This is a genomic window from Paraburkholderia elongata, from assembly GCF_013177735.1.
GTDB lineage: Bacteria > Pseudomonadota > Gammaproteobacteria > Burkholderiales > Burkholderiaceae > Paraburkholderia > Paraburkholderia elongata.
On sequence record NZ_WOEZ01000204.1, the window covers coordinates 1 to 20,825 of the forward strand.

The 20,825-nt window shown below is 59.5% G+C and carries 19 protein-coding genes and 2 pseudogenes; 8 read left to right on the top strand and 13 right to left on the bottom strand.

Annotated features, from left to right (window positions below):
• The coding region (locus tag GNZ13_RS36445) for an aldehyde dehydrogenase family protein (RefSeq protein ID WP_172173825.1) at nucleotides 1-596 on the top strand (596 nt) is incomplete at its 5' end.
• 125 nt (nucleotides 597-721) lie between these two features.
• Here GNZ13_RS36445 and GNZ13_RS36450 read toward each other — a convergent pair.
• Both GNZ13_RS36450 and GNZ13_RS36455 read right to left on the bottom strand, forming a co-directional pair.
• Entirely contained in the window at nucleotides 722-2,095 is a 1,374-nt protein-coding gene (locus tag GNZ13_RS36450; RefSeq protein ID WP_216675174.1) for a hypothetical protein, read from the bottom strand.
• Between the two features lie 132 nt (nucleotides 2,096-2,227).
• Nucleotides 2,228-2,674 (bottom strand): SRPBCC family protein, encoded by a 447-nt coding sequence (locus GNZ13_RS36455; RefSeq protein WP_172173828.1) that lies wholly within the window; start codon nucleotides 2,672-2,674, stop codon nucleotides 2,228-2,230.
• Between the two features lie 276 nt (nucleotides 2,675-2,950).
• Between GNZ13_RS36455 and GNZ13_RS36460 the strand changes: the two genes are divergently transcribed.
• A complete protein-coding gene (locus GNZ13_RS36460; RefSeq protein ID WP_328807351.1) occupies nucleotides 2,951-3,649 on the top strand; it encodes an alpha/beta hydrolase family protein in 699 nt (232 codons plus the stop codon).
• Nucleotides 3,650-3,805: 156 nt separating this feature from the next.
• Here GNZ13_RS36460 and GNZ13_RS36465 read toward each other — a convergent pair whose 3' ends face one another.
• Both GNZ13_RS36465 and GNZ13_RS36470 read right to left on the bottom strand, forming a co-directional pair.
• Entirely contained in the window at nucleotides 3,806-4,561 is a 756-nt protein-coding gene (locus tag GNZ13_RS36465; protein ID WP_172173831.1) for an SDR family oxidoreductase, read from the bottom strand.
• A 42-nt stretch (nucleotides 4,562-4,603) separates the two neighbouring features.
• Entirely contained in the window at nucleotides 4,604-5,005 is a 402-nt protein-coding gene (locus GNZ13_RS36470; RefSeq protein WP_172173835.1) for a nuclear transport factor 2 family protein, read from the bottom strand.
• Nucleotides 5,006-5,233: 228 nt separating this feature from the next.
• On the opposite strand from GNZ13_RS36470, the gene GNZ13_RS36475 reads away from it, so the two are divergent.
• Nucleotides 5,234-5,887: a TetR/AcrR family transcriptional regulator gene (locus tag GNZ13_RS36475; RefSeq protein ID WP_172173838.1), complete on the top strand. Its 654-nt coding sequence runs from the start codon at nucleotides 5,234-5,236 to the stop codon at nucleotides 5,885-5,887.
• 33 nt (nucleotides 5,888-5,920) lie between these two features.
• Here the strand turns inward: GNZ13_RS36475 and GNZ13_RS36480 are convergent, their stop codons facing one another.
• Entirely contained in the window at nucleotides 5,921-6,670 is a 750-nt protein-coding gene (locus tag GNZ13_RS36480; RefSeq protein WP_236002354.1) for a maleate cis-trans isomerase family protein, read from the bottom strand.
• A gap of 45 nt (nucleotides 6,671-6,715) precedes the next feature.
• Nucleotides 6,716-8,077, bottom strand: coding sequence for an MFS transporter (locus GNZ13_RS36485; protein ID WP_172173841.1), 1,362 nt, complete (start codon nucleotides 8,075-8,077; stop codon nucleotides 6,716-6,718).
• A 301-nt stretch (nucleotides 8,078-8,378) separates the two neighbouring features.
• Between GNZ13_RS36485 and GNZ13_RS36490 the strand changes: the two genes are divergently transcribed.
• Together GNZ13_RS36490 and GNZ13_RS36495 are read left to right on the top strand one after the other, a co-directional pair.
• A complete protein-coding gene (locus GNZ13_RS36490) occupies nucleotides 8,379-9,305 on the top strand; it encodes a LysR family transcriptional regulator (protein WP_236002355.1) in 927 nt (308 codons plus the stop codon).
• A 132-nt stretch (nucleotides 9,306-9,437) separates the two neighbouring features.
• The gene (locus tag GNZ13_RS36495) at nucleotides 9,438-10,403 is read left to right on the top strand and encodes a D-2-hydroxyacid dehydrogenase family protein (protein ID WP_172173844.1); all 966 of its coding nucleotides are present in this window, start codon (nucleotides 9,438-9,440) and stop codon (nucleotides 10,401-10,403) included.
• 13 nt (nucleotides 10,404-10,416) lie between these two features.
• On the opposite strand, the gene GNZ13_RS36500 is transcribed toward GNZ13_RS36495, so the two are convergent.
• Nucleotides 10,417-10,788, bottom strand: a complete 372-nt coding sequence (locus GNZ13_RS36500) for a hypothetical protein (RefSeq protein ID WP_172173847.1) — start codon at nucleotides 10,786-10,788, stop codon at nucleotides 10,417-10,419.
• 699 nt (nucleotides 10,789-11,487) lie between these two features.
• On the opposite strand from GNZ13_RS36500, the gene GNZ13_RS36505 reads away from it, so the two are divergent.
• Complete coding sequence (locus tag GNZ13_RS36505; RefSeq protein WP_172173933.1) at nucleotides 11,488-12,144, top strand: peroxiredoxin; 657 nt, start codon at nucleotides 11,488-11,490, stop codon at nucleotides 12,142-12,144.
• Nucleotides 12,145-12,180: 36 nt separating this feature from the next.
• On the top strand, nucleotides 12,181-13,251 hold the full coding sequence (locus GNZ13_RS36510; RefSeq protein WP_172173935.1) for a rhodanese-like domain-containing protein: 1,071 nt from the start codon (nucleotides 12,181-12,183) through the stop codon (nucleotides 13,249-13,251).
• A gap of 151 nt (nucleotides 13,252-13,402) precedes the next feature.
• Here GNZ13_RS36510 and GNZ13_RS36515 read toward each other — a convergent pair whose 3' ends face one another.
• The 5 genes and pseudogenes from GNZ13_RS36515 to GNZ13_RS36535 form a co-directional block, all read right to left on the bottom strand.
• Nucleotides 13,403-14,806: a GGDEF domain-containing protein gene (locus GNZ13_RS36515; protein ID WP_172173850.1), complete on the bottom strand. Its 1,404-nt coding sequence runs from the start codon at nucleotides 14,804-14,806 to the stop codon at nucleotides 13,403-13,405.
• 1,155 nt (nucleotides 14,807-15,961) lie between these two features.
• Nucleotides 15,962-16,291, bottom strand: a pseudogene (locus GNZ13_RS36520) (RNA polymerase sigma factor SigJ); the annotation flags it as partial.
• Nucleotides 16,267-16,332, bottom strand: a pseudogene (locus GNZ13_RS36525) (carboxymuconolactone decarboxylase family protein); the annotation flags it as partial. The pseudogenes GNZ13_RS36525 and GNZ13_RS36520, both read right to left, overlap by 25 nt.
• Before the next feature lie 188 nt (nucleotides 16,333-16,520).
• The gene (locus tag GNZ13_RS36530) at nucleotides 16,521-17,672 is read right to left on the bottom strand and encodes an acyltransferase family protein (RefSeq protein ID WP_172173853.1); all 1,152 of its coding nucleotides are present in this window, start codon (nucleotides 17,670-17,672) and stop codon (nucleotides 16,521-16,523) included.
• A gap of 97 nt (nucleotides 17,673-17,769) precedes the next feature.
• Nucleotides 17,770-18,783, bottom strand: coding sequence for an acyltransferase family protein (locus GNZ13_RS36535; protein WP_172173856.1), 1,014 nt, complete (start codon nucleotides 18,781-18,783; stop codon nucleotides 17,770-17,772).
• A 444-nt stretch (nucleotides 18,784-19,227) separates the two neighbouring features.
• Here GNZ13_RS36535 and GNZ13_RS36540 point away from each other — a divergent pair, with 444 nt between their 5' ends.
• Nucleotides 19,228-19,647 carry a DUF1810 domain-containing protein gene (locus GNZ13_RS36540; RefSeq protein WP_172173859.1) on the top strand — a complete coding sequence of 140 codons (420 nt, stop codon included), beginning with the start codon at nucleotides 19,228-19,230 and terminating at the stop codon, nucleotides 19,645-19,647.
• Nucleotides 19,648-19,718: 71 nt separating this feature from the next.
• On the opposite strand, the gene GNZ13_RS36545 is transcribed toward GNZ13_RS36540, so the two are convergent.
• Nucleotides 19,719-20,768, bottom strand: coding sequence for a Vgb family protein (locus tag GNZ13_RS36545; RefSeq protein WP_172173862.1), 1,050 nt, complete (start codon nucleotides 20,766-20,768; stop codon nucleotides 19,719-19,721).
• Between the last annotated feature and the right edge of the window lie 57 nt (nucleotides 20,769-20,825).

Sequence of the window (20,825 nt, forward strand, 5' to 3'; positions counted from 1 at the left end):
GCCAGGTCTGCATCTCGCCGACGCGCTTTCTGGTGCACAACAGCATCCGCGAAGAATTCGCGGCGGCGCTCGTCAAGCACGCTGAAGGCCTCAAGCTCGGCGACGGGCTGGCCGAAGGCACCACCCTGGGGCCGCTCGCCAATGCGCGCCGTCTGACCGCAATGAGCAAGGTGCTCGACGACGCGCGCAAGACCGGCGCCAAGGTCGAGACGGGCGGCGAACGCGTGGGCTCGGAAGGCAACTTCTTCGCGCCGACTGTTCTGACCAACGTGTCGCTCGAAGCGGACGTGTTCAACAACGAGCCGTTCGGCCCGATCGCCGCGATCCGCGGTTTCGACACGCTCGAAGAAGCAATCGCTGAGGCGAATCGCCTGCCGTATGGTCTCGCGGGTTATGCGTTCACGAAGTCGTTCCGCAACGTGCACCTGCTGTCGCAACAGATGGAAGTCGGCATGTTGTGGATCAACCAGCCGGCTACGCCTTCGCCGGAAATGCCGTTTGGCGGCGTGAAGGATTCGGGCTATGGGTCGGAAGGCGGTCCGGAAGCGATGGAAGGCTATCTGGTCACCAAGGCCGTATCGATCATGGCTGTGTAGCCGGAGCCAGCCGACACCGCGACGGACCGCAACGGCCGAAGAGGATGCGCGCGCGTGACTTCCTCGCCACCTTTTCGGTCGGTGCGGGCCAGCAAAGACCAATTCGTGGCACCGAAAGCGTTCGATCAGAAACCGTTCTGCAATGCGAAGCAAACGCTACGGTTGGTCTCATCGTCCTCCGGGACGCATCCATGTCTTTTGGCTTGAGATTGATATCCGGGCTTCGCATCTGGTTTCGTGGGTGACCAGACGGCTCTTGTGGTTTGAACGAATTCGGCAACTGCACGGATGTCGGCGTCGGTATAGGGTGCCGTCCCTTTCCAGTATCGCTGCATCCCGACCAGCGGCTTATCCGCATTCGGGTCGTCCTCGCAGAGCGATGAAACGAGATAAAGCAGCGACTTGTTGTAGACCAGTGGCACCTCCCAATACGAACTCTCGGTCTTGTTATCGAGCCCGAAGACCCGGAGCCCACTGACGCGCTCGCGCAGTATCGATAGCCCCGCATTCATCCGGTCGAATGTGATGGCCGCCGCCAGCATGATCACCTCGACCCTCGCCGTTGAGGACGCCGGGAGTCGTGCATCGAGTGCTTCAATGAAGCGCTGCACGTAGATAGCACCCGCACTGTGACCAATCAGGGTGACCCGGAGCCGCGGATTCTTGTCCCACGCGTCGCACACGTGGTTCAGAAACGCGGTGCCGCCAGCGTCGGCGTCATTCGAGAACGAGTCGTCGATGAACTGCTTCATCTCCGCCCAGAGTTTCGTGCCAAGGCGCTCGGCCAGCCCCGCCGCGATGAAGAGCTCTTCGACAACCGTCGTATATAAGCCGTGATCGTGGCCCGAATTAAGGCGTTGAATGATTCTTCCAAGAGGATTTTGCGGCCCACGGAGACGTTTTGGGGAAAACAGCCGGCGCTTTCCAGGAACTGACTTCTCGGCATCTACCAACCATTGCGCGAACTGATCCAGATCGCTGCTCGAACAGGCGAGCTGCGCACCAGCGCGCTTCGCCCACGCTTTGTCGTAGAGTTTGGTGAAAGACGCCAATTTCTTGAGGGTCATTGGCGCCACCTTACGGATTTTGGCTGGTGGTCGCTGACCCTTGAGCGATTGATCAGTGTCGAGCGCAGCGAAGATCTTGAGGGCCACCGTATTCACTGCGTAATTAGCGGCGTTCACGAAGCCTGGATTGTCGCGATAGGGCGCGAGAATCCCTTCCACTGTAGTAATGAGGTCGGACTTCCAGATGAAGACGAACGGGTAGGCGCCGCTGTCGGTGTAGCCCTGGATCAACTTGTTGGCAATGCTGAGGCCGTCCGCTTCCGATATCAGCCCGCCGTGGAAAAACACGCACAGGTGTCCCGACAGGGCGCTTTTGTTGAAATTATCGAACGCGTTGCTGAGGTCGAGGGCGGTGGTCCCGTTGAACTTGCCGTCTTTCAGATCGATGTCGTGAAGCGGATCGATCGGAAGTGACGTGGATGCTATCTGCATGACGTTTCCTCCCTTCACGGCCAGTACGGACTTGCCTGCTGCCCCGGCACTCGCGACAGGTTTCCTGCCTCACGTCCGACCGACTCGGCAAACAGCGCGACCCGCTGATCGGTAGCGCGCACGCCGGTGTCGTCAGTCAGGGATCTTGGGCTCGACCAACTTCGCCAACTGGACCAGCGACTCCTGCCAGCCGAGGTAGCACATCTCCACAGGAATGACCTCGGGCACGCCCTCCTGCACAATGGTGAGTTCGGTTCCGCAGGACACCGGCCGCAATGAAATGGTGGCGTGCATCTGGCCGGGCAGGTTCGGGTTGTCGAATCGGTCCGAGTAACGGATCTTCTCGAACGGCACCAGTTCGACGTACTCGCCGCCGAACGAGTGGCTATTACCGGTGCCGAAGTTACGGAAAGACATCTTGTAAGTGCCGCCAACGTGGGCATCCATGTGGTGGACCTGACAGGTGAACCCGTAGGGAGGAAGCCACTTCGCTATCGCATCGGGCTCGAGGAAGGCTCGATAGATGCGTTCGGGAGTCGCGTGCAAGACGCGGTGGAGATGGATTGTTCCGGTAGTCATGATGTGCTCGCCTTTCACTGGAGAAGTTGAACATACCTCTACGACGATTCGGTGACGCGGGTATCGACATAGGTTGAGATCAGGAAAAACCCGTAGACGCCGATAAGTTTCACATGCTGCTGACACTATCTTGGCTCACGGCGGTGACTGATTCGCTACGGTCTTCGCCTTCGTTTCACTATCTCGCGGCCCTGGCTTCTATGGGCCTGCCTGTTCTGGATATGCGGGACTCGCTGCATCGGCACGGATTTCGCCCACGCGCGATCCGCGCCGACTGTGATCGACATCGCAACCCGCCCAGGCGTCACGCAGCGCTTTCTCTACATTGCGCCTGATAGTCCGAAGGCCGCTGTCATTCTCTACGCGGGCGGGCATGGCGGGTTGCAGCTTGACCTTTATGGAACGTTTGACTGGGGACAAGGCAACTTTCTGGTGCGCACCCGTCAGATTTTTGGCAGCAACGGCCTGGCGGTGGCGGTGATCGATGCGCCGAGTGATCGTCAGTCGGCTCCGTTTCTGATCGGATTCCGGCTGAGCGCCGAGCATGCGGCAGACGGCAAGGCGGTGATTGCCTGGATGCGCGAACATGCCGAGGTACCGGTCTGGCTGGTCGGGACAAGCCGAGGCACGCAATCCGTCGCTGCCATTGCCATTGCGCTTGCCAACGGAGGAGGCCTGACCTCCACCATTCTCCGGGACGACAGGCGAGGGAGTCCGGTAACCAGCATGAATCTTTCCACATTGAAAATCCCCGTGCTGGTCGTGCATCACAGGGACGATGCCTGCCGTTATTGTCCGGTCTCCGAAACTTCTGGGCTGATGGAAAAATTAACGGGTTCCTCCTACGACGGTCTGATGATCGTATCCGGAGGAAACGCGAAGGGTGACCCATGTGAGGCTTTTAGTTACCACGGATTCAACGGCGTCGAAGGTGAAGTGGTCCACGCGATCGCGGAGTGGATCGCAGCGCATTGACACATCGATACTGATGTATGCGGTGGGCAATGGGTGCTACCCACCCCTGATTTGCGCGACTATTTCATCCAACGTGCCGCCGCCGTGCAGCAACGCATCCTTTGCGAGTGCCATTCCTCAGAGGCTGCCTGCGTCACCTATCCGGCAGGCAGCGAATCACCCAGCCAGCACCGCCATCATCTGTGCATTGAAGCCATTGACCAGGTCGTGTTCACCGGGACCCGGGTTGCCGCGGAACAGCTTGGCGCCTTCAACCAGAACCTCATCCACATCTGTTCCGAGGACGGCGATCGTTTCGTCGATGAAGGCGTCAAGCGGCATCGCCTGTTCGGCCTCGCGGCTGTTCATGAGGTCCGTTCGCACCCAGGGCGGGGCGATCTCGAGTACGCGAACCTTTGTGTCCCGTAGCATGAAGCGTTGCGACAGGATGTACGAATGCAGCGCCGCTTTGGTCGACGAATACACTGCCGTCGCGGCCAACGGAACGAAAGCCAGGACTGAGCTGGTATAGGCGACGACAGCGTCGTTCCTGGTCTTGAGGTGATCGATCAGCGCCGACGTCATACGGATCGGTCCCATGAGGTTGGTCGTGATCGTGGACACCATCAGCGCGTCGTCGATGTGCCCGCCCGCCTGGTCAGGCTGCATGATCCCTGCGTTGTTGATCAGCACGTTGAGATCGGGATAGTCCGCGATCAGTTGCGCCGCTACCTTCTCGATGCTGGCCGGGTCGGCAATGTCGAGCTCGATTGCCGCCATACCGGGATTCGCCGCCACCACCTCGTCGAGATGGCTGCGCCGGCGGCCGCTGATGATGACCTTGTTGCCGCGCTTATGAAGCGCCTCGGCTAGCCCGCGGCCAATGCCCGAACCGCCGCCCGTGATGAAGATCGTGTTTCCGGTGAGTTTCATGATCGTTTTCCTGTTGATTTGCTGTAGATGGGGTTGGCTTGGTCAGACAGGGAACCGGTCGCCGAACATCGGCAGGCCGCTCGCGGATTCGGCTTTGGTCGCTTCGTCCTGAAGGACGTCCCAGTGCTCGACCAGCTTGCCGTCTTCAAAGCGGACGATGTCGGCCGCAATCCACGGAGCGGGCCTGCCGATCCCGGAGAAGCGGCCATGTGCGATGACATAGTCACCGTCGGCCACAATCAGCTGGTTCTCATAGCGCGCGGTGTCAGGCAGCGTGCGAACCAGGTCGAACAGGCCGTTACGTCCCGGTGCGATATGGGCGCTATGCTGGATGTAGCGGTCGGACCAGAAGCGCTCGGCTGCAACGTAGTCGCGCTTGTTGAACAGCGTCTCGAATGCTTCCAGCACGAGCGCCTTGTTCTGTTCTGGGGTTGTCTTCGTCATGTTGGGACCCTCTTTAAAGATTCAGGTGACGACGCGGTCAGGCGTCGGATAACCGTTGTGCCTCCTGCTGCCTGACCGTTCAGGTAAAGAAGGCTATACTTATGACAATGGTGAATGACATTGTCATTGAGGCGAATTGTGGGCGCCCGCCTGGTTAATGTCAATGGTGATCGACATTGTATTTTTTGATGGGTTTGATTGGGTCGTTGTCGGCCGAAGGGAGGGGGAGTGGGTGTTTCCAGACAGCAGGCGGTTGAAAACCGGCGCGCGATCGTGGCAGCCGCGGAGACGCTGTTTCGCGAGCGCGGCGTCGATGCGGTCGGGCTCGCCGAGCTGATGAAGGCGGCGGGCTTTACGCAGGGCGGTTTCTACAACCACTTCAAATCGAAGGACGCGCTGGTCGCCGCGGTGATGGAAAAGGCGATGGAAGATGGAGGAGAAGGTTTTGCCGCCATAATCGAAAACGCCAAGTCAGCTGGCGCTGACCCGGTCAAGCAAAACATTCAGTGGTACCTGTCCCCCGAGCATCGCGCGAACATCGATACGGGTTGCCCCTGGTCGGGTTTTGTAGGCGACGCCCGCCGGTTCGACGACGTCGCACGCGGCTCTTACGCAGAGGGTCTCGCGGTGAACCTGGAACGATTCGCCAAGGTCATCGAAGAGACCGAGGGGATCAGCGAAGGCGGCCGCAGCAAGGCGATCACGTTGTTCAGCCAGATGGTCGGTACGCTGCTGCTTTCGCGTGCCGTTGCAGACGTTGACCCGGCGCTCGCAGATGAAATTCTTGACGAGGGCCGCCAGCATCTCCTCACCGCCGTGGACACGCAACCTGCAATTCAATCGCCCGGACGCGAGCGCCGACGGAAGCCGGCACGTGAATGAACGCAATGCCGTGAGCGCTGAGTACGTTGCCGATCACGCGCCGGAAAGCAACGCTCCCGCGCCAGGGACGATCGGCTCGAGCTTGAGCCGATCCAGCATACCCCGTACGGTGCATACCGCGGTCGAGACGGTGCGGATGCCCAGCATGTCTTCGATGCGCTGAATCGCCGGCAATGAAGGCATCTGAACGCATGCGGACGCCACCACGACGTCCGCGCCTTCCGTGTTCAGGCCGCGAACGTCGTCGATCAGTTGCATTGGGTCGCGCAGACCGACCTCAAGATTGTCGGGAATCTCAAAGCAGATCGAATCGATGACCTCAATGCCTTCGTTTTCGATGTAAGCGACAACGAGGTCAGTCAAGGGCCGCATGTACGGCGCCATCAACGAAATCCGGCGAGCGCCCATGATCTTCAGACCTTCTACCAACGCCCCCGCGGAGGTCATGACGGGCGCAAGACACTGATTGGCACGCGCAACCTCCAACAGTTCGCGTTCGGTTTCCCGATGATACCCGGGCCCCATCGCCATGATCGCGACGAGGCATGCCGTGCTCATGACATCAACACGAGCGTCGGCGAGTTCCGCCGCGCAGCGCAAGCCTTCCTTGTTCATCGCAACCAATTCCTCCTTCGTGACCTTGTGCATTCTCATGCGACTCGAATGGAAAGTGAACCGCTCGGGGCGGATCGCTTCACGGGCGCGCAACATGGCGGGAATTTCAGTTTCCATGGTCGTATTCGAGCTTGGAACGATCTGTCCAATACGAAAACTTTGAGACATTTTTCTCTCCAAAATAGAGTTAGGTATCCAAAATGCTGGGATGAATCAGTCCGGCATCCCAGCGCCACGCGTCTCGGGCAAGAACCACGGCAGCACGATACCAAGCAGATACACGGAGCCGAGTGCCAACGCAGCCTGCGACACACCGCCGAACGACTTGATCATGCTGCCCGCAATGATTGGAAACACCCACGCGATCAGGCGCGCCGCATTAAACACGAAGCTGATCGCAGTGGAACGCACGCTGCTAGAAAAGAGTTCACAGGGGTAGATGGCCATCCAGACATAGGCACAGCCGAGGGTGAAGAAGCCATTGATCGGCGCCACGACCATCATCGCTTCGACGCTTGTCGTCAGCTTGTACGTGACGAACGTTGTTACCAGCGCACCGACAAAAGTGAGTGACAGGAACGCGCGCCGACCGATAGCATCCACCACGAAGCCGGCGATCATGTAGGCCGCAATCGCGCCAATGGTGTACGCGATCGATATCTTCGAGCCCCACGACAAGGCGTCGGGGATACCTTCGGCTTTAGCGAGCGACACGGTGTAAGTCGGCAGCCAGCTGGAAATGGCCCACCAGCCGACGGTCGTGACGATCGACAGCACGAGCAGAAGCAACGTGCGGCGCAGCGCTTCGGGTTCACTGAACAGTTGCGTGAGCGTGAAGGGGCGCTTTTCGGATGCAGGCGCGTCGCCCGCAACCGGCTGCGTGTTCGTCGTGCTCGTCGCGCTCCAGCGTTTCTCGCGCACCGCGCGTTGCCATTTCTCCGACTCGCTGACCCCGCGGCGGATGTACAGCACAAAGAATGCCGGGACCGCGCCAAGCACGAACATCACCCGCCAGGTTTCGGCACCGAGTGGATGCGTCGACGAAAGCGCGTACCACACGACCGCAGCGATCAGCGTGCCCCAGCCGAAGCCCGATTGCAGGAAGCCCGCCCCTTTCGCACGGGCCCGCTCTGGCCAGGTTTCCGACAGCAGCGCGACACCCGTGCTCCATTCGCTGCCCATGGCGAGGCCAGTCAGGAAACGCAGCCCGCACAACACCCAGAAGGTTTGCGAGAACGCGGTCAAACCGGAAAACACCGCATAGAGGAATACGGACCAGAGCATCATCCGCTTGCGTCCGACATAGTCCGCGAGAATCCCGCCGATCAGACCGCCCGCCCCCCAGCCAAGCAACGTGATGCTGATGACCAGACCCGCGTACGTCGTGGGGGACGCGGCTTGCGCTGGCGACAGCACCGAATGCAGCATCGGCCCAAGCACAACGACGAGTGCCAGTGCTTCGTAGCCATCGAAAATCCAGCCGAGAAAGCTAGCCTTCAGCACACGCCAGTGCATTGCTGTGAGACCCTCGTACCAGTGAGTTCGCGAGTTCAAAGCAAGTTGTTCGTGTTCCATCTTTCGTCTCCTTCACATTTTCAACAGCGTTTTCGTGCGTTCCGGCCGTGCATCGGCTTGTGCTTCTGAAAAGGCTAATGTTCCGGCGGCCAGGACAACGCCGCCTCCTCGACATAGAATCGCGATGCGTGATGCCCGCTACCCGGCCTCGCGTCTTGACCGATGGTCCTGCGAGGATCGAACGCTATGGCACACAGGATGCCGGTCGCCGGGCGTATTGAGAACTTCTCAATGTTCAATAGAGGCATCGCCAAACGCGATGGGTGCTAGCCGACCGGATACTCAACCCGAAGGAGCAAGGATGCGTGTTTCAGCAGATCGGCCGTTGCGACTCGACATGGAGTCCCTGCGCATTTTCGTGGCCGTCATCGAGGAGGGCAGCATTGCTGCGGCGGCCGCCCGCACGCACATCGTGGCGTCGGCCGTCAGTAAGCGCGTATCGGATCTCGAAGACGACGCCGGCACGCCGCTGTTATATCGGCACAGCCGGGGTGTTCAAGCGACGCCTGCGGGCGAGGCGCTCTATCATCATGCGAAGCGGCTGAGCGAGCACTTGCAGCAAATTTCGGACGAACTGTCTGAATATTCGGCAGGATTGAGGGGACATACCCGGATTTATGTGAACTTTACCGCCATGGTCCAGTATCTGCCGGGTGTGCTGCGCTCCTTCCTGCGCACCAACCCGAAAGTGCGGATCGATATGGTCGAGAAATCGAGCGATGAAGTGGTGCAGGCGATCGCAAGCGGCGTCGCCGATCTCGGCATCTGCTCGGCCACCGAGGATTCCCTCGGCGATCTGCAGTGGCGTCCGTACAGTATCGATAAGCTGGTCGTGATCGTGCCGTCGGACCATCGGCTCGCCGAGCGCGCAAGCGTGACCTTCGCGGAAGTTCTGGAGGACGACGTCGTCAGCATGCCGTATGGCACGTCCATTTCGAAATTGTGTCGCGCCGCCGCTGAGCGTGCCGGCAGGCGGCTTCGCGTGCGCATCGAGGTGACAAGCTTCGAGGGCGTGCGCAACATGGTCAGCGCGGGTCTCGGCATTGGTGTGCTTCCCAAGGGAAGCGTGACACCTTATATGCATTCGGTGCCGTTTCGCGTTGTTGAGCTTGACGAACCGTGGTCGCTGCGGCCGCTGTTAATCATCGCGCGCCATTTTGACACGCTGCCGCTTCCTGCACGCATGCTGGTCGACCACCTCGATAAGCAGCGAGGCAACGTGTCATGAGGGGTTTTGCAAGTCGATGGCGAGGCATCGCGGTTCGCGATGGGTGGCGTCGCTACTTATTGATTTACGTCGCGGGCAGGGTTTCTTAGCATTCAGTGGGCAGCAACATCATCAACTCATGGAGCGCGCAACATGAACCCCAAACTCCCGATCAAGGTGGCAGTCCTCGACGACTATCAGAACGTCGCGCTGAGCATGGCCGACTGGTCGCCCCTTGAGAGCCGGGCAGAGGTTGCCGTGTTCAACGACCACGTCGCCGATATCGGGAGCCTGATTCGACGCCTGCAGCCATTCGACGTCGTATGCGTGATGCGAGAACGCACACCGCTGTCCCGCGCGGTCATCGAAAGCCTGCCGAAACTGAAGCTGATTGCCTCGACCGGTGCAGGGAATGCGTCGATCGATCAGGATGCGGCTGCGGAACGCGGCATCGAAATTCGTCATACGGGCTATTCGTCCACTCCGACGATCGAGTTCACGTGGGCGCTGATTCTCGCGATGGCCCGCAATATTCCCCTCGAGAATCAGTCACTGCGTCAGGGCGGCTGGCAGCTTTCGCTTGGTGATGAGCTCGCTGGCAAGACGCTCGGATTGCTTGGTCTTGGCCATATTGGCTCGGCTGTCGGCATCATCGGGCGGGCATTCAGAATGAACGTCATTGCGTGGAGTCAGAACCTCACCGAGGAGCGCGCCGCGGAAAAGGGCGTGCAGCGAGTCAGCAAGGATGTGCTGTTCTCCACGGCAGATTTCTTGTCGATCCACGTGCGGTTTAGCGAGCGAACCCAAGGTCTGGTGGGCGCGACGGAACTCGCGCAAATGAAACCCACAAGCCGGCTGATCAATACGTCGAGAGGAGCGATCGTCGACTCTGTCGCGCTGCTTCGGGCACTCACGACCGGTCAGATTGCCGGCGCTGCGCTGGACGTTTACGACGTCGAACCGTTGGACAATCCGCACCCTCTGCGCGAATTGCCCAACGTGCTTGCGACGCCTCATATCGGCTATGTGTCGAAGGAGTTGTATCGCACCTTCTACGACGATACTGTGCGTAACATCGTTCGGTGGCTTGATGAAACCGGACGTTCCACACAAGGCTAGCGGAGGAGATGGATCAACGGCGTTTCATCTTGATCACGCGCGAAATCTGACCAAGCGTAAATCCAGAGTTCTTCACGTACTTCGCGTAGTCGGCCGGAGCAGTAAACGATTCGTCGGTAACGTACTCGCCCATGTAACGGAATCGGTCAGTTGCTGTTCGTACAAAAACAGGAAGTGGGTCGGTCTGTCGCGCGAGCGTTCGGCCGGCCGCACGTGCGGCGGCGCTGCCGTCGCAGACGATCACATCCGGGGCATACGGATTGAGATCCTGACGCAACCTCGCGGCGACGACCCTTCCGCCCTTCACAGGCAAGAACGCCTGTTTGCATCCCCCCGTCACCCTATGAATGTCTTCCCGAGAATACTCTTTTCCAGTTTCAAACATGATTTTTCTCCCAAGAATGACGCCTGGCTGTAAAGCAGTGGCGTCAAGCGGAGCGATGATATCGACCTGTATCTAAATCCCTTGTATAAAGCGCGAGCTTTTTGATAAAGGAGGCATGCGAATTGGGCGAAAGTCTTCGCCGTGCGCTCAGATATGCTGCATTTACGGTAAACGCCCTTCGGTTTTATAAATTCGTTATACGGTTGATGACAGAATCTCAAAGGATTAGCTTGGGCTTTGCTACGGCCGGGGTCGCTATCTCTGTCGCCGCAATCTTACCGTTCGCGTTCTTTTCGTAGACGGTTGCCGCAAGCGCTTGCAGGAACACGCCGAGGTGTTTTGGGCGCAAAAACCGCACGATGTGTATGGATCGGCCATACGCCGAAGATGCGTTTCTGCGAGCGCTTGCGTCAGCGCTGCGCTACTTGCGGCGAAGGAATCTGGGGCGGCGTCTTTTTTTGTTCTACGCTATATGTGCGACCCGCAGCGCGTCCCGATGCCTGTCCCGCATCATGCTATTGTGGAGAGGCTCTGAATCTGCTGCGCCCGCAGATAGTCATCCAGCGCGATATTGTGCAACCAGCTGGACGATGATCTCAAGTCAGACCAATCGCCTGACTAAACACCCAGGCAGCCCGCGGGAGGTCGTTCCGACCGCGGCACTGGTACCTTGGTGCACCCACCCTATGGAGACTGATGATGTCGATTCGACTAGGAGAAGACGCTCCCGATTTCACTGCTGAAACCACCGAAGGAACGATCCATTTTCACGAATGGATCGGCGACAATTGGGTGGTCCTGTTTTCGCATCCGAAGGATTTCACCCCCGTGTGCACCACGGAACTCGGATACCTGGCGGGCCTCAAACCAGAGTTCGATAAGCGCAACACGAAAATTATCGGGCTCAGCGTCGATCCCGTCAGTGACCACAAGGAGTGGGTCAAGGATATCGCCGAGACGCAGGGCCACGAGGTCAGCTACCCGCTGATCGGCGATGCGGACCTGACTGTCGCGAAGCTCTATGACATGATTCATCCCGAGGCGAGCGGCGGCGGCCCGCGCACCGCGGTAGACAACGCGACTGTACGCTCGGTGTTTCTCATCGGGCCGGACAAGAAGGTCAAAGCCATGCTCGTCTATCCGATGAGTGCAGGCCGCAATTTCGACGAAGTGCTGCGGCTGCTCGATGCGCTGCAGCTCAACGCGAAACACACGGTGGCAACGCCGGTGAACTGGAAACCGGGTGAAGACGTGATCATTCCAACATCCGTTTCCAACGACGCCGCGATGCAAAAATATCCGCAGGGTTTCAAAACCGTGAAGCCGTACCTGCGGTACGTTGCGCAACCAAAGTAAAGCGCTCGCAAAAGCGGGCCGCGGAGGGAAATCGTGTTGACCTTCAGGCAGCTATTCGATCAGCAATCGTCAACGTACACCTATCTTCTTGCCGATAGCACAACGCAAGAGGCTGTACTGATCGATCCGGTATTTGAACAGGTGCGCCGGGATGCTGCCTTGATCGAAGAGCTTGGATTGCAACTGCGTTACACGATCGACACTCACGTCCACGCCGATCACGTGACCGGTGCATGGATGCTGAATCGCCGCATAGGCAGCCGGATTGCGATATCGGCTGCGAGCGGTGCCGAAGGCGCGGACCGCTATCTGAGCCATGGGGACAGGGTCGAGTTCGGCGCGAGGTACCTGGTAGTACGTGCGACACCGGGTCATACCGATGGATGCATCACCCTCGTACTCGACAACGAAACCATGGCGTTTACCGGCGATTGCCTGTTGATCAGGGGCACTGGCCGCACGGATTTCCAGCGCGGCGACGCGCACGCAATGTTTCGTGCGGTCCACAACCACATTTTTACGCTGCCCGCCGCGTGCCTGCTTTATCCGGCCCACGACTATCGCGGGTTGACGGTCACCAGTGTGGGCGAGGAGCGGCGCTTCAATCCACGTCTTGGCGGTGAACTGTGTGAAGACGATTTCACCGGATACATGACGAACCTGCACCTGCCGCATCCGAAGCAGATCGACGTAGCGGTGCCTGCGAACCTGAAATGCGGTCTGGCGACGAGCTACCCCGCGCAGATGGCGGAGCCCGATTGGGCGCCACTGACGTGCAGCTTTGCGGGCATCTGGGAAATCAATGCCCAGTGGCTCGAGGAAAATCTGCATGCCGTCGAGATCGTCGACGTGCGCGAGCCCGACGAGTTCGACGGACCGCTGGGGCGCATCCCCGCAGCCACGCTCATTTCATTGGGCGATCTGGCGAGGCGCGCCGCTGAGCTCACGAAGGACCGTCCGATCGTCACTGTCTGCCGGGCCGGCGGGCGCTCGGCACAAGCCACGACCATGCTGCGACAGGCCGGATTCGAGCGGGTTGCCAACCTTGCCGGCGGTATGCTCCGCTGGCGTGCAGAAGGCCGCGTCGTCGAAAACGCCAGCATGTAGCCGCATAAATTACTCCTTTAGGGTAAAGCCGTCGTGCGCGTGCAGCAAGTCCAGCAGCTTGCGCCGGGTGGGATCGGCGAGGGCAGTGCTCTTTTTACGTGCCTGTCGCGAGGCAGCCGCCTACCGAACAGCTATGGATAGTTGAACGCTTCTATCCGGCCACCACGCGGTTGCGGCCATCGTGCTTGGCCTGGTAAAGCCGCTCATCGGCAACTCGTAAGAGAGTGTCGATCGTGTCGCCGTCGCGGCCGAACTCGGAGACGCCAACACTGACGGTAACGGCGACGGTCCGCCCGGTTCCGGTATAGAACTCCTCGGTAGCCACGGCGCCCCGGACGCGCTCCGCGATCGAACGTGCCACGTCTAGCGCGGCTTTAGGCAGCAGCACCATAAACTCTTCGCCACCAACCCGCGCCACGCCGTCATAAGGTCGAATGGCGTCAATGCATTTCTGCACGAATCGCTGCAACACCTCGTCACCCACCTGATGGCCGTAGTTGTCGTTGATCAATTTGAAGTTGTCGAGATCCAGTGCCAGCAGCGAGAACGGCGCACCTTCTCGCCTCGCCCGTGCGATTTCCGCCGTCACTTGCTGGATGAACTCGCGCCGGTTCGAGGCACCCGTCAGCGGATCGGTCGCGGCGAGATGCTCAAGCTGGTGATTGGTGCGTTGGAGTTCCTGCAGCGCGCTTTCCGTGCGCGCCATCGCCTCGGCGAGGCGAGCCATCAGTTCTTCCTGGCTGTAGATCGTCGAAAAAGATCGTGTTGTGCGAAACGCTTGAACGACGCCATAACTCAGCAGGAAAAAGCCGGCGGCGAAGATCGCGTGCGCCAGCCACCACATATGATTCCAAGGCTTACCGAGAATGAACGCGAGCGACGCAAGCGCGAAGGAGGTGATCGAGATGCCGTAGATGACCATCAGCGGCGAGCGAATGCGACGCAGCATCAGCGCCATGACGTTCAGCGTCGAGAAGACGAGCGCGCCGCCCTCCATCGAAAGTCGCACTGCGAGGTTGCCCGCGATGGGCGAGTTCGCAATGATTCCGACGACCACGTCGATCAGGACGAACACGGCGACCCACATCAGCCACGGGCGCGGCTTCGGGCGCCGCTCGACCGCGTCCGGCGCGCGGTGGTAGGAGAGAAGCCCGACGAATAGCAGCACCGACATCACCAGACGCGATGCCGGTCCATAGAGCAGGAATAGCCAGATATTGTGGTGAGCCATGCCGGTGAACGCGCCGTGCAGCGCATAGACCAGCACGAAGCCCAGAAAGCCTAAAGTCAGCCACCGCAATAGCGGCTCACCCGACGACAGATAACAACGCCAGCTCACATAAGTGACAAACAGCCCCTCGAGCGTCGCCGCGGCGATCGCGATTTCGTGGAACCCGTGGTTTTCGAACTTCAGGCTCGGGTCTTGAAAGAAAGCCAGATAAGCAATCAGGTAGGCGGGAATGAGCGCAAAACCAATGATCAACAAACGCGAGTAGATCTTGGTCACGATCCCGATGATGCGGGGCGGCTCTTCGATTGAGATGGTCGTGTTCATGTGCCCGTCTCCGACAAGATTACTGCGGTTTTTCGCATCGCCAAGCGATTGACGCGTGAATTGGCCGACTCGGACACGACACCATGCCGTCGTGCAGAGCCAAGCATACCGCGCAGCAGGCACTTGGGCGACAGTGTGCGACAAATAACGGACTGTGTCGCGCGAGCGACACATGGGTCGTGCAATCGACTCCTGATATTCCGTGCAGTTGCCTTCTGAAATGATAGATGCCGTAGTCGACGGTCGCCAGCCGCGTTGGCTTGCGCAACCTGCTGTCGATGTATCGCTTCTTCAGTACCTTTTATGCGCTGTGCATAGTTGTTTCCGCTGTAGCGATGCGGTAGGGCGTGACGACTCAGTGGGTAAGATGGGTGTATCGGCGGGAAGCGTGCGCGTGCGATCAAGTTACGAACGGTGCGGATGAAGTCCCGAGCGGCAGCGCAGCACCGTCGCGCGGAACTTCAACACGTTAGTCAATCCTGCGACCGCCTGCCGGAGAGCGCAGATACGGCTCTCCCGGTAGCCCGGGCGCTACGGGTCGCCAGCTGCCAGAAACGGCCCACAGCCGCAAGAATGCCGAGAAGGGGTGGCCCTGTCGTTGCCGGTGAGTCATCGTCTGAAACCATCGAAATGATCGCCCGGCCGAAGTGGCCTTCCTGCGTCGGAAGACTCCAGTACTCGTATGGGTACAGCATCCGGGCGTGGTGAAAATGCGCATCGCACCCACCATCGTGCCATTCGACGGCGGTTTCCCAACGCATTGCCGACACAGGGCCCCGGGTTGGGTAGAGCGCAGTACTTGCCAAGCTGTCTTTGCTGCAATCGTCGGTTGCAGGTAAACCTGATTGGGCCAACTTTGGGCTTCTTTCGTCCATGGTCATCTCCGCTGGTGATGCCGGTCACGGAGATGCCACAAACAAAAAAGGCCTCATCCGTGTTTCCGGCGAGGCCTTCGAGCTGCGTTCCTACTTATCTAACGCGCATTGGCCTCCGATGGCATGTCCGAACGGACTGCCATGTGGCGTTGAATCGCGAAAGAGAAGATGTTTAGCGTCAGCATGGCATCAAGTTTCTTTGCAATTGGAACGCATGTCAACCCATGTGTGTTGCGTCAAGACGGCAGTTCGTTTTCGGCTGCGCGGCGTGGACACTGGCCTAGTGCAAATGCCGCAGCTTGTCCGGATTGCGCACGACATAAATGGCTGTGACCTTGCCGTCCTCGATCTCGAGGGCCGTGGTTTGTAGTTCGCCGTCGGCTTCGAGCGTGACGAAGCCGGGCGGCCCGTTGATGAAGCCCGCGCGCACGAGCGTCGAGCCGTTCTGCCGGAACAGTTCGGACAGGTACGTGTGCACCTTCATCACCTTGTCGAAGCCGAGCACCGGCCGGCCAGCCGCCGACCGTTTGCCGCCTCCGTCCGCATGCAGGCTCACGTCGGCGTCCGTCATCAGGCAAGCGCTTCGGCGGCGGCCTTCGCCGCCGCGGGATCGACCCACAGGCCGAAGCCGACCGCGAGGCGGTTTAGGCCCACCGGCCGCCACCGGTCATTCGCTCGCCGCGCGTGTGCGTCGCATCATCGGCAAAGCGGTCATTGTGATTGGGTCGGTTCCTGTTTGTTTGAATGTCGGCTTTAGGCTCATCCGCGACCCGCTACGGACCGCGGATATCCAACGGAGCCGCTTATCCCAAACATTCCGGGGCAGACCAGCAGAAGGGTCAGGAAGCAGGCCGCTGGGTTTTGAAAGTTACATCAGGATGCTCCGGGGGCGCAGACGATGGTTGCGACAGGCGCTTGCCCAATGCCATACCTGGCTCCTCAATGTATCGACGAAGCAGCATGGCTGCTCCAGCAACGAGCACAACCGTGACAGGGGCCACGCCGGCAAGCGTACGCAGAGGTGATAAATGCATTTGAGTCACCGCCACCCACGTTCCGATCTGCACTAGCGGAACATGAATGAGGTAGGTGGGGTATGAGTGGTCACCGAACCAGCGGGCGATACGCGATTCGAATAGCGCAGCAAATATCCGGCGCGCCGGACCGCCTGATGCCAGCATCAAGGCAACGAAGATTGCCCATATAAACATCGGCAATGCCGCGCCTACGCCGCGCCATGCGACGAACACAACCAGCATGCAGCCGGCCGCGACCCAACCACGACGCCTCGGCTGCATCGCGATCCGGCTGACGATGCCCGTCGCAAAATACCAGACTGCACCGGGCAGGAAACTCGGTAGAACGAACGATCCGAGCCGCCCATGAATGTAGAGTTCGAAAAAAGCAAGGGCCATTGCGCCCAATGCCCAGCGCCATCGCCTGTCGAGTGCGGCAGCGATAACGAACGGGGCCACCAGATAGAACTGCCATTCGAGTGACAAGCTCCATGCTGGCGCCAAAAACATGTATTGCGATTCGAATAAAACGTTATTAGGAATCGCACCGTGCAATAGAGTGAGGTGAGCGATCAAATGCGCGATGAGATGTCCGCCGACCAGCTCTGCTCGTTGACTTGCCATCCGCGCGATGGGCGGCGACAGCGGACCCCAAGGTTGAGCAAGGAATGTGTTGAACGCCAGGTACGTGCCGATAATCCCGACCGCCAATGCCACTATGTAGACCGGATAGAGACGCAGTGCGCGACGCTTGATATAGAGAGCGTATCGCTCCCGGCGGGAGATCAGTAGATGGGTAATCACAAACCCGCTGATGATGACAAAAAGTAAGACCGCGTTGTCAGCGAGAAACTGGGTGATTCTGTATGCGCGCGGCACCACTGCCGCGGTTCCAGTGAACAATATGACGTGACTTGCGACGACGGCCCACGCGAGCCAGCCGCGAAGGCCGTCAATTCCCCCGAACTTTTTCATTTTTCTCTCCTGATACATCCGACGCTATTACCTCAGCATGCTTACCGGCTTTCTTTTGCAATGGTGGATGCTCACTGTGGCGAGCCACCGATCCGCTTCAGGCGGTAACCGGCCGATCCGTAAGTGGGGCGTTTGCTGGAACCCGGCGGCGGTCACCGCCCAACAGCAGCACCCGGGTGATATCAAAGCGATCAAATGCCTGAGATAAAGCGTAGCTCAACATCAGGGCTATCAAGCAGCGTGGCCAAGGACTGGAGATGCCGAAAAGGTCTTCCAGCGCAATCTGAACTATCTGATGTGTGAACATGATCCCCAAAGACACGCGTCCGATCGAACCCAGTATCCGACTGATATAGGGCATGCGGCTGAGTGTCTTTGCGAGGCGGGACAGCAACAGAAACCACGCTAGCGCAACAAGTACCGAGAGAATTGGGATTCCGTAGTTCGTATTCTTCATGTCCCAGCTTAACGGCAGACGAGTCGCCGCCCACATCGAACACAACGATACCGCCGCACAGAGGTAGAGACAGCCGTTGCGAGGTTCGAAGCGACGCAGGGCAAAGCCGATGCAGAAGAGGGGTGCTGCCGCCAACGTTACATTGAGTGCAAGTGGCACATGGCGGTGCGGCGCAAATGACTGGTTCGCGTACGCGGCTATTGCTAGCGCAGCCAGACAGGCCAGCAGTTTCCACTGAGGGCGGGAAATCAAGATGTTGCACGCTTGCTGGGTTGCAAACAGACAGGTCGCGAACCAGAAAGTCCCTTCGATTCCAAACAGCAACGGTCCACCAAAAACAAACCGGCCCGCCAGCCCTAGCGCGTTATAGGCTGTGATCGGACTGACATAGGCGACGAGAGTGGGTATGTAAAACAGCAAAAGGAAACAGGCATACGGGACGAGTAGACGCCGAATTCCCTTCTGGAAGTATGCCCCGGCATGAGCGCCCGGCCTGAACAGTTGGCCGCTTAGAAAGAAAAAGAGCGGCATATGGAAAAGGTAAACGAAGGCTTTTGGGTAACCAGGAATCGTGTGCCCAATCACAACACATATGATCCCGATTCCCTTGAGGATATCTACCCACTGCTTGCGGTCTGTCAGATGCCTGATCACCACACCCCCGATAATTTTATAGCAGGGGTAACAGCAAAAAATGTGCCCGAATGAAATCCACCCGTCCTGACCAAGGATTTTTTCGGTCAGCTAGGCGGCACCTGCTAGTTGGACAATGGCAGCAAAATGAGTGCGCGCCCAAGTGACCTGGTGCGCGCGACTTCTGCACAGTTGGCAACTCGATGAATGCGAAATTTGTTGATGTTCCCGTAACATCCCGTCGCTTTATCCACCTTGTTACCCCACATCAGGAGATGCTCATCCTTGCGGGAGCGCGCAGGCCGCCGATGCGCTATCGTTAAAAACGCAACGCTCGATGCCGCATTGGGCCGCAGGCAACGGCTTCGGCAGACGGCGGGCGGCCGGCTGCGGACGAGGTGTGAAACAGGCGCGAGAATCGGCGTTCAAGGGTGGATTTCCACGCCCGCATCAAGGGAGTACGAAATGGACGACCTATATGACCTTCAGCGCTTTGTCGACGCCCAAGACCCGGTGTACGCACAGGTATGCGATGAATTGAAGGATGGACGTAAGCGAAGCCACTGGATGTGGTTCGTGTTTCCGCAAATCCAGGGCCTTGGGTCAAGCGCGATGGCGCGGCGGTTCGCGATCTCGTCGTTGGCCGAGGCCGAAGCCTATCTGCGCCACCCGTTACTCGGCCCACGGCTGCGCGAATCGACGCAGCTGGTCAACCTCGTCGAAGAGCGCTCCATCGAGGAAATTTTCGGATATCCGGATTTCCTGAAGTTTCGATCGTCGATCAGCCTGTTCGCGCGCGCCACGAGCGACAACGACGTATTTGTGGAAGCGCTGCGCAAGTATTTTGGCGGTGAAGGCGATCCGCAAACTCTGCAACTGCTCTAGGCCGTTTTTGCGCTGCACCGGCGCGCGTGGTGGTGCGGACTTCGGAATTTCAGTGTCAGCACGGTGTGTCGTCAATTCCCGCTCGCATCGGCTGCGCGGGACCGGTAGAGCAGCAGATGATCGGTGCCGGATTCGGACAGCCAGACTTCGCCCGGGCGGCCCATCATCTCACGTACGTTTGCGTGCGGGCGCGGCAGCGGAAACACGTCGAACCGCTCGGCACGCGGGTCAAAGCGCACTAGCGCGTTGGCGCTCCATTCACTGAGCCAGACGATATCCTGGTCATCTACAAAAATTGCGTACGCGTGCGGATCGTTGCCGGGCAATCGCCATTCGCGCCATTGATGCGTCACGGGATCGAATACGCCGACTTTTCCTGCGTTCCACTCGCTGACCCAGACGCGCCCCGTCGAATCGGACCATACGCGGCGCGCGCCCTGATTCGGCGTTGGCGGCTCGATGACCTGCGCCGCGCCACTCGCGGGATCGATGCGACCGAGATAACTCCCAGCCAGTGACGCGAAATACAAGCCACCGCTCGGAGTCACGCAGATGCCGTAGGGCCCGGGTCCGCGCGGCGCATCGAAGACGCGCATGTGGGCGCGCTGCGGATCCAGTTCGCCATAGATGCCGTTTTGCCCGGTAAACCAGAGATGCCCTTGTTTGTCGAACACGGCGGTGTTCAGATTGGCGTCTGGCCGGTCCTTCGGCAGCGGAAAACGCGTGACGGCGAGTGTCTTCGGATCGATGCGCACAATCGCGTTCTGGCCGCCGTCAGTCACCCACGCCGCGCGATCGGGACCCACGATCACGCCGTGCGGCGCCGATCCGGCGCCGAGCGCAATCTTGTCGATCCTGCCGCTTCGCGGGTCCAGCCGTCCGACCGCGCCCTGCGCCTGCGCGGTGTACCACACGGCGCCGTCCGGCGACGGTGCTACGTCATGTGGCGCACTGCCGGTCGGGACGGCGAAGCTCTCGAACGACGGCGGCTCCGCCTGCACTTGCGCCGGGCCGATGGTGAGTGCAGCGCTCGCCACGGCCGACGCAAACCACGGCGCCAGCCGTGCTTCGAGAATCTTGTTCACCGTTGCCACAAGCCGTTTTCTCGCGATCGCCAACATGTTCGCCTCCGTGTCACAGGATGAGTTTCAAAGGGCGCTGAAGGCTTTTTATTGTTG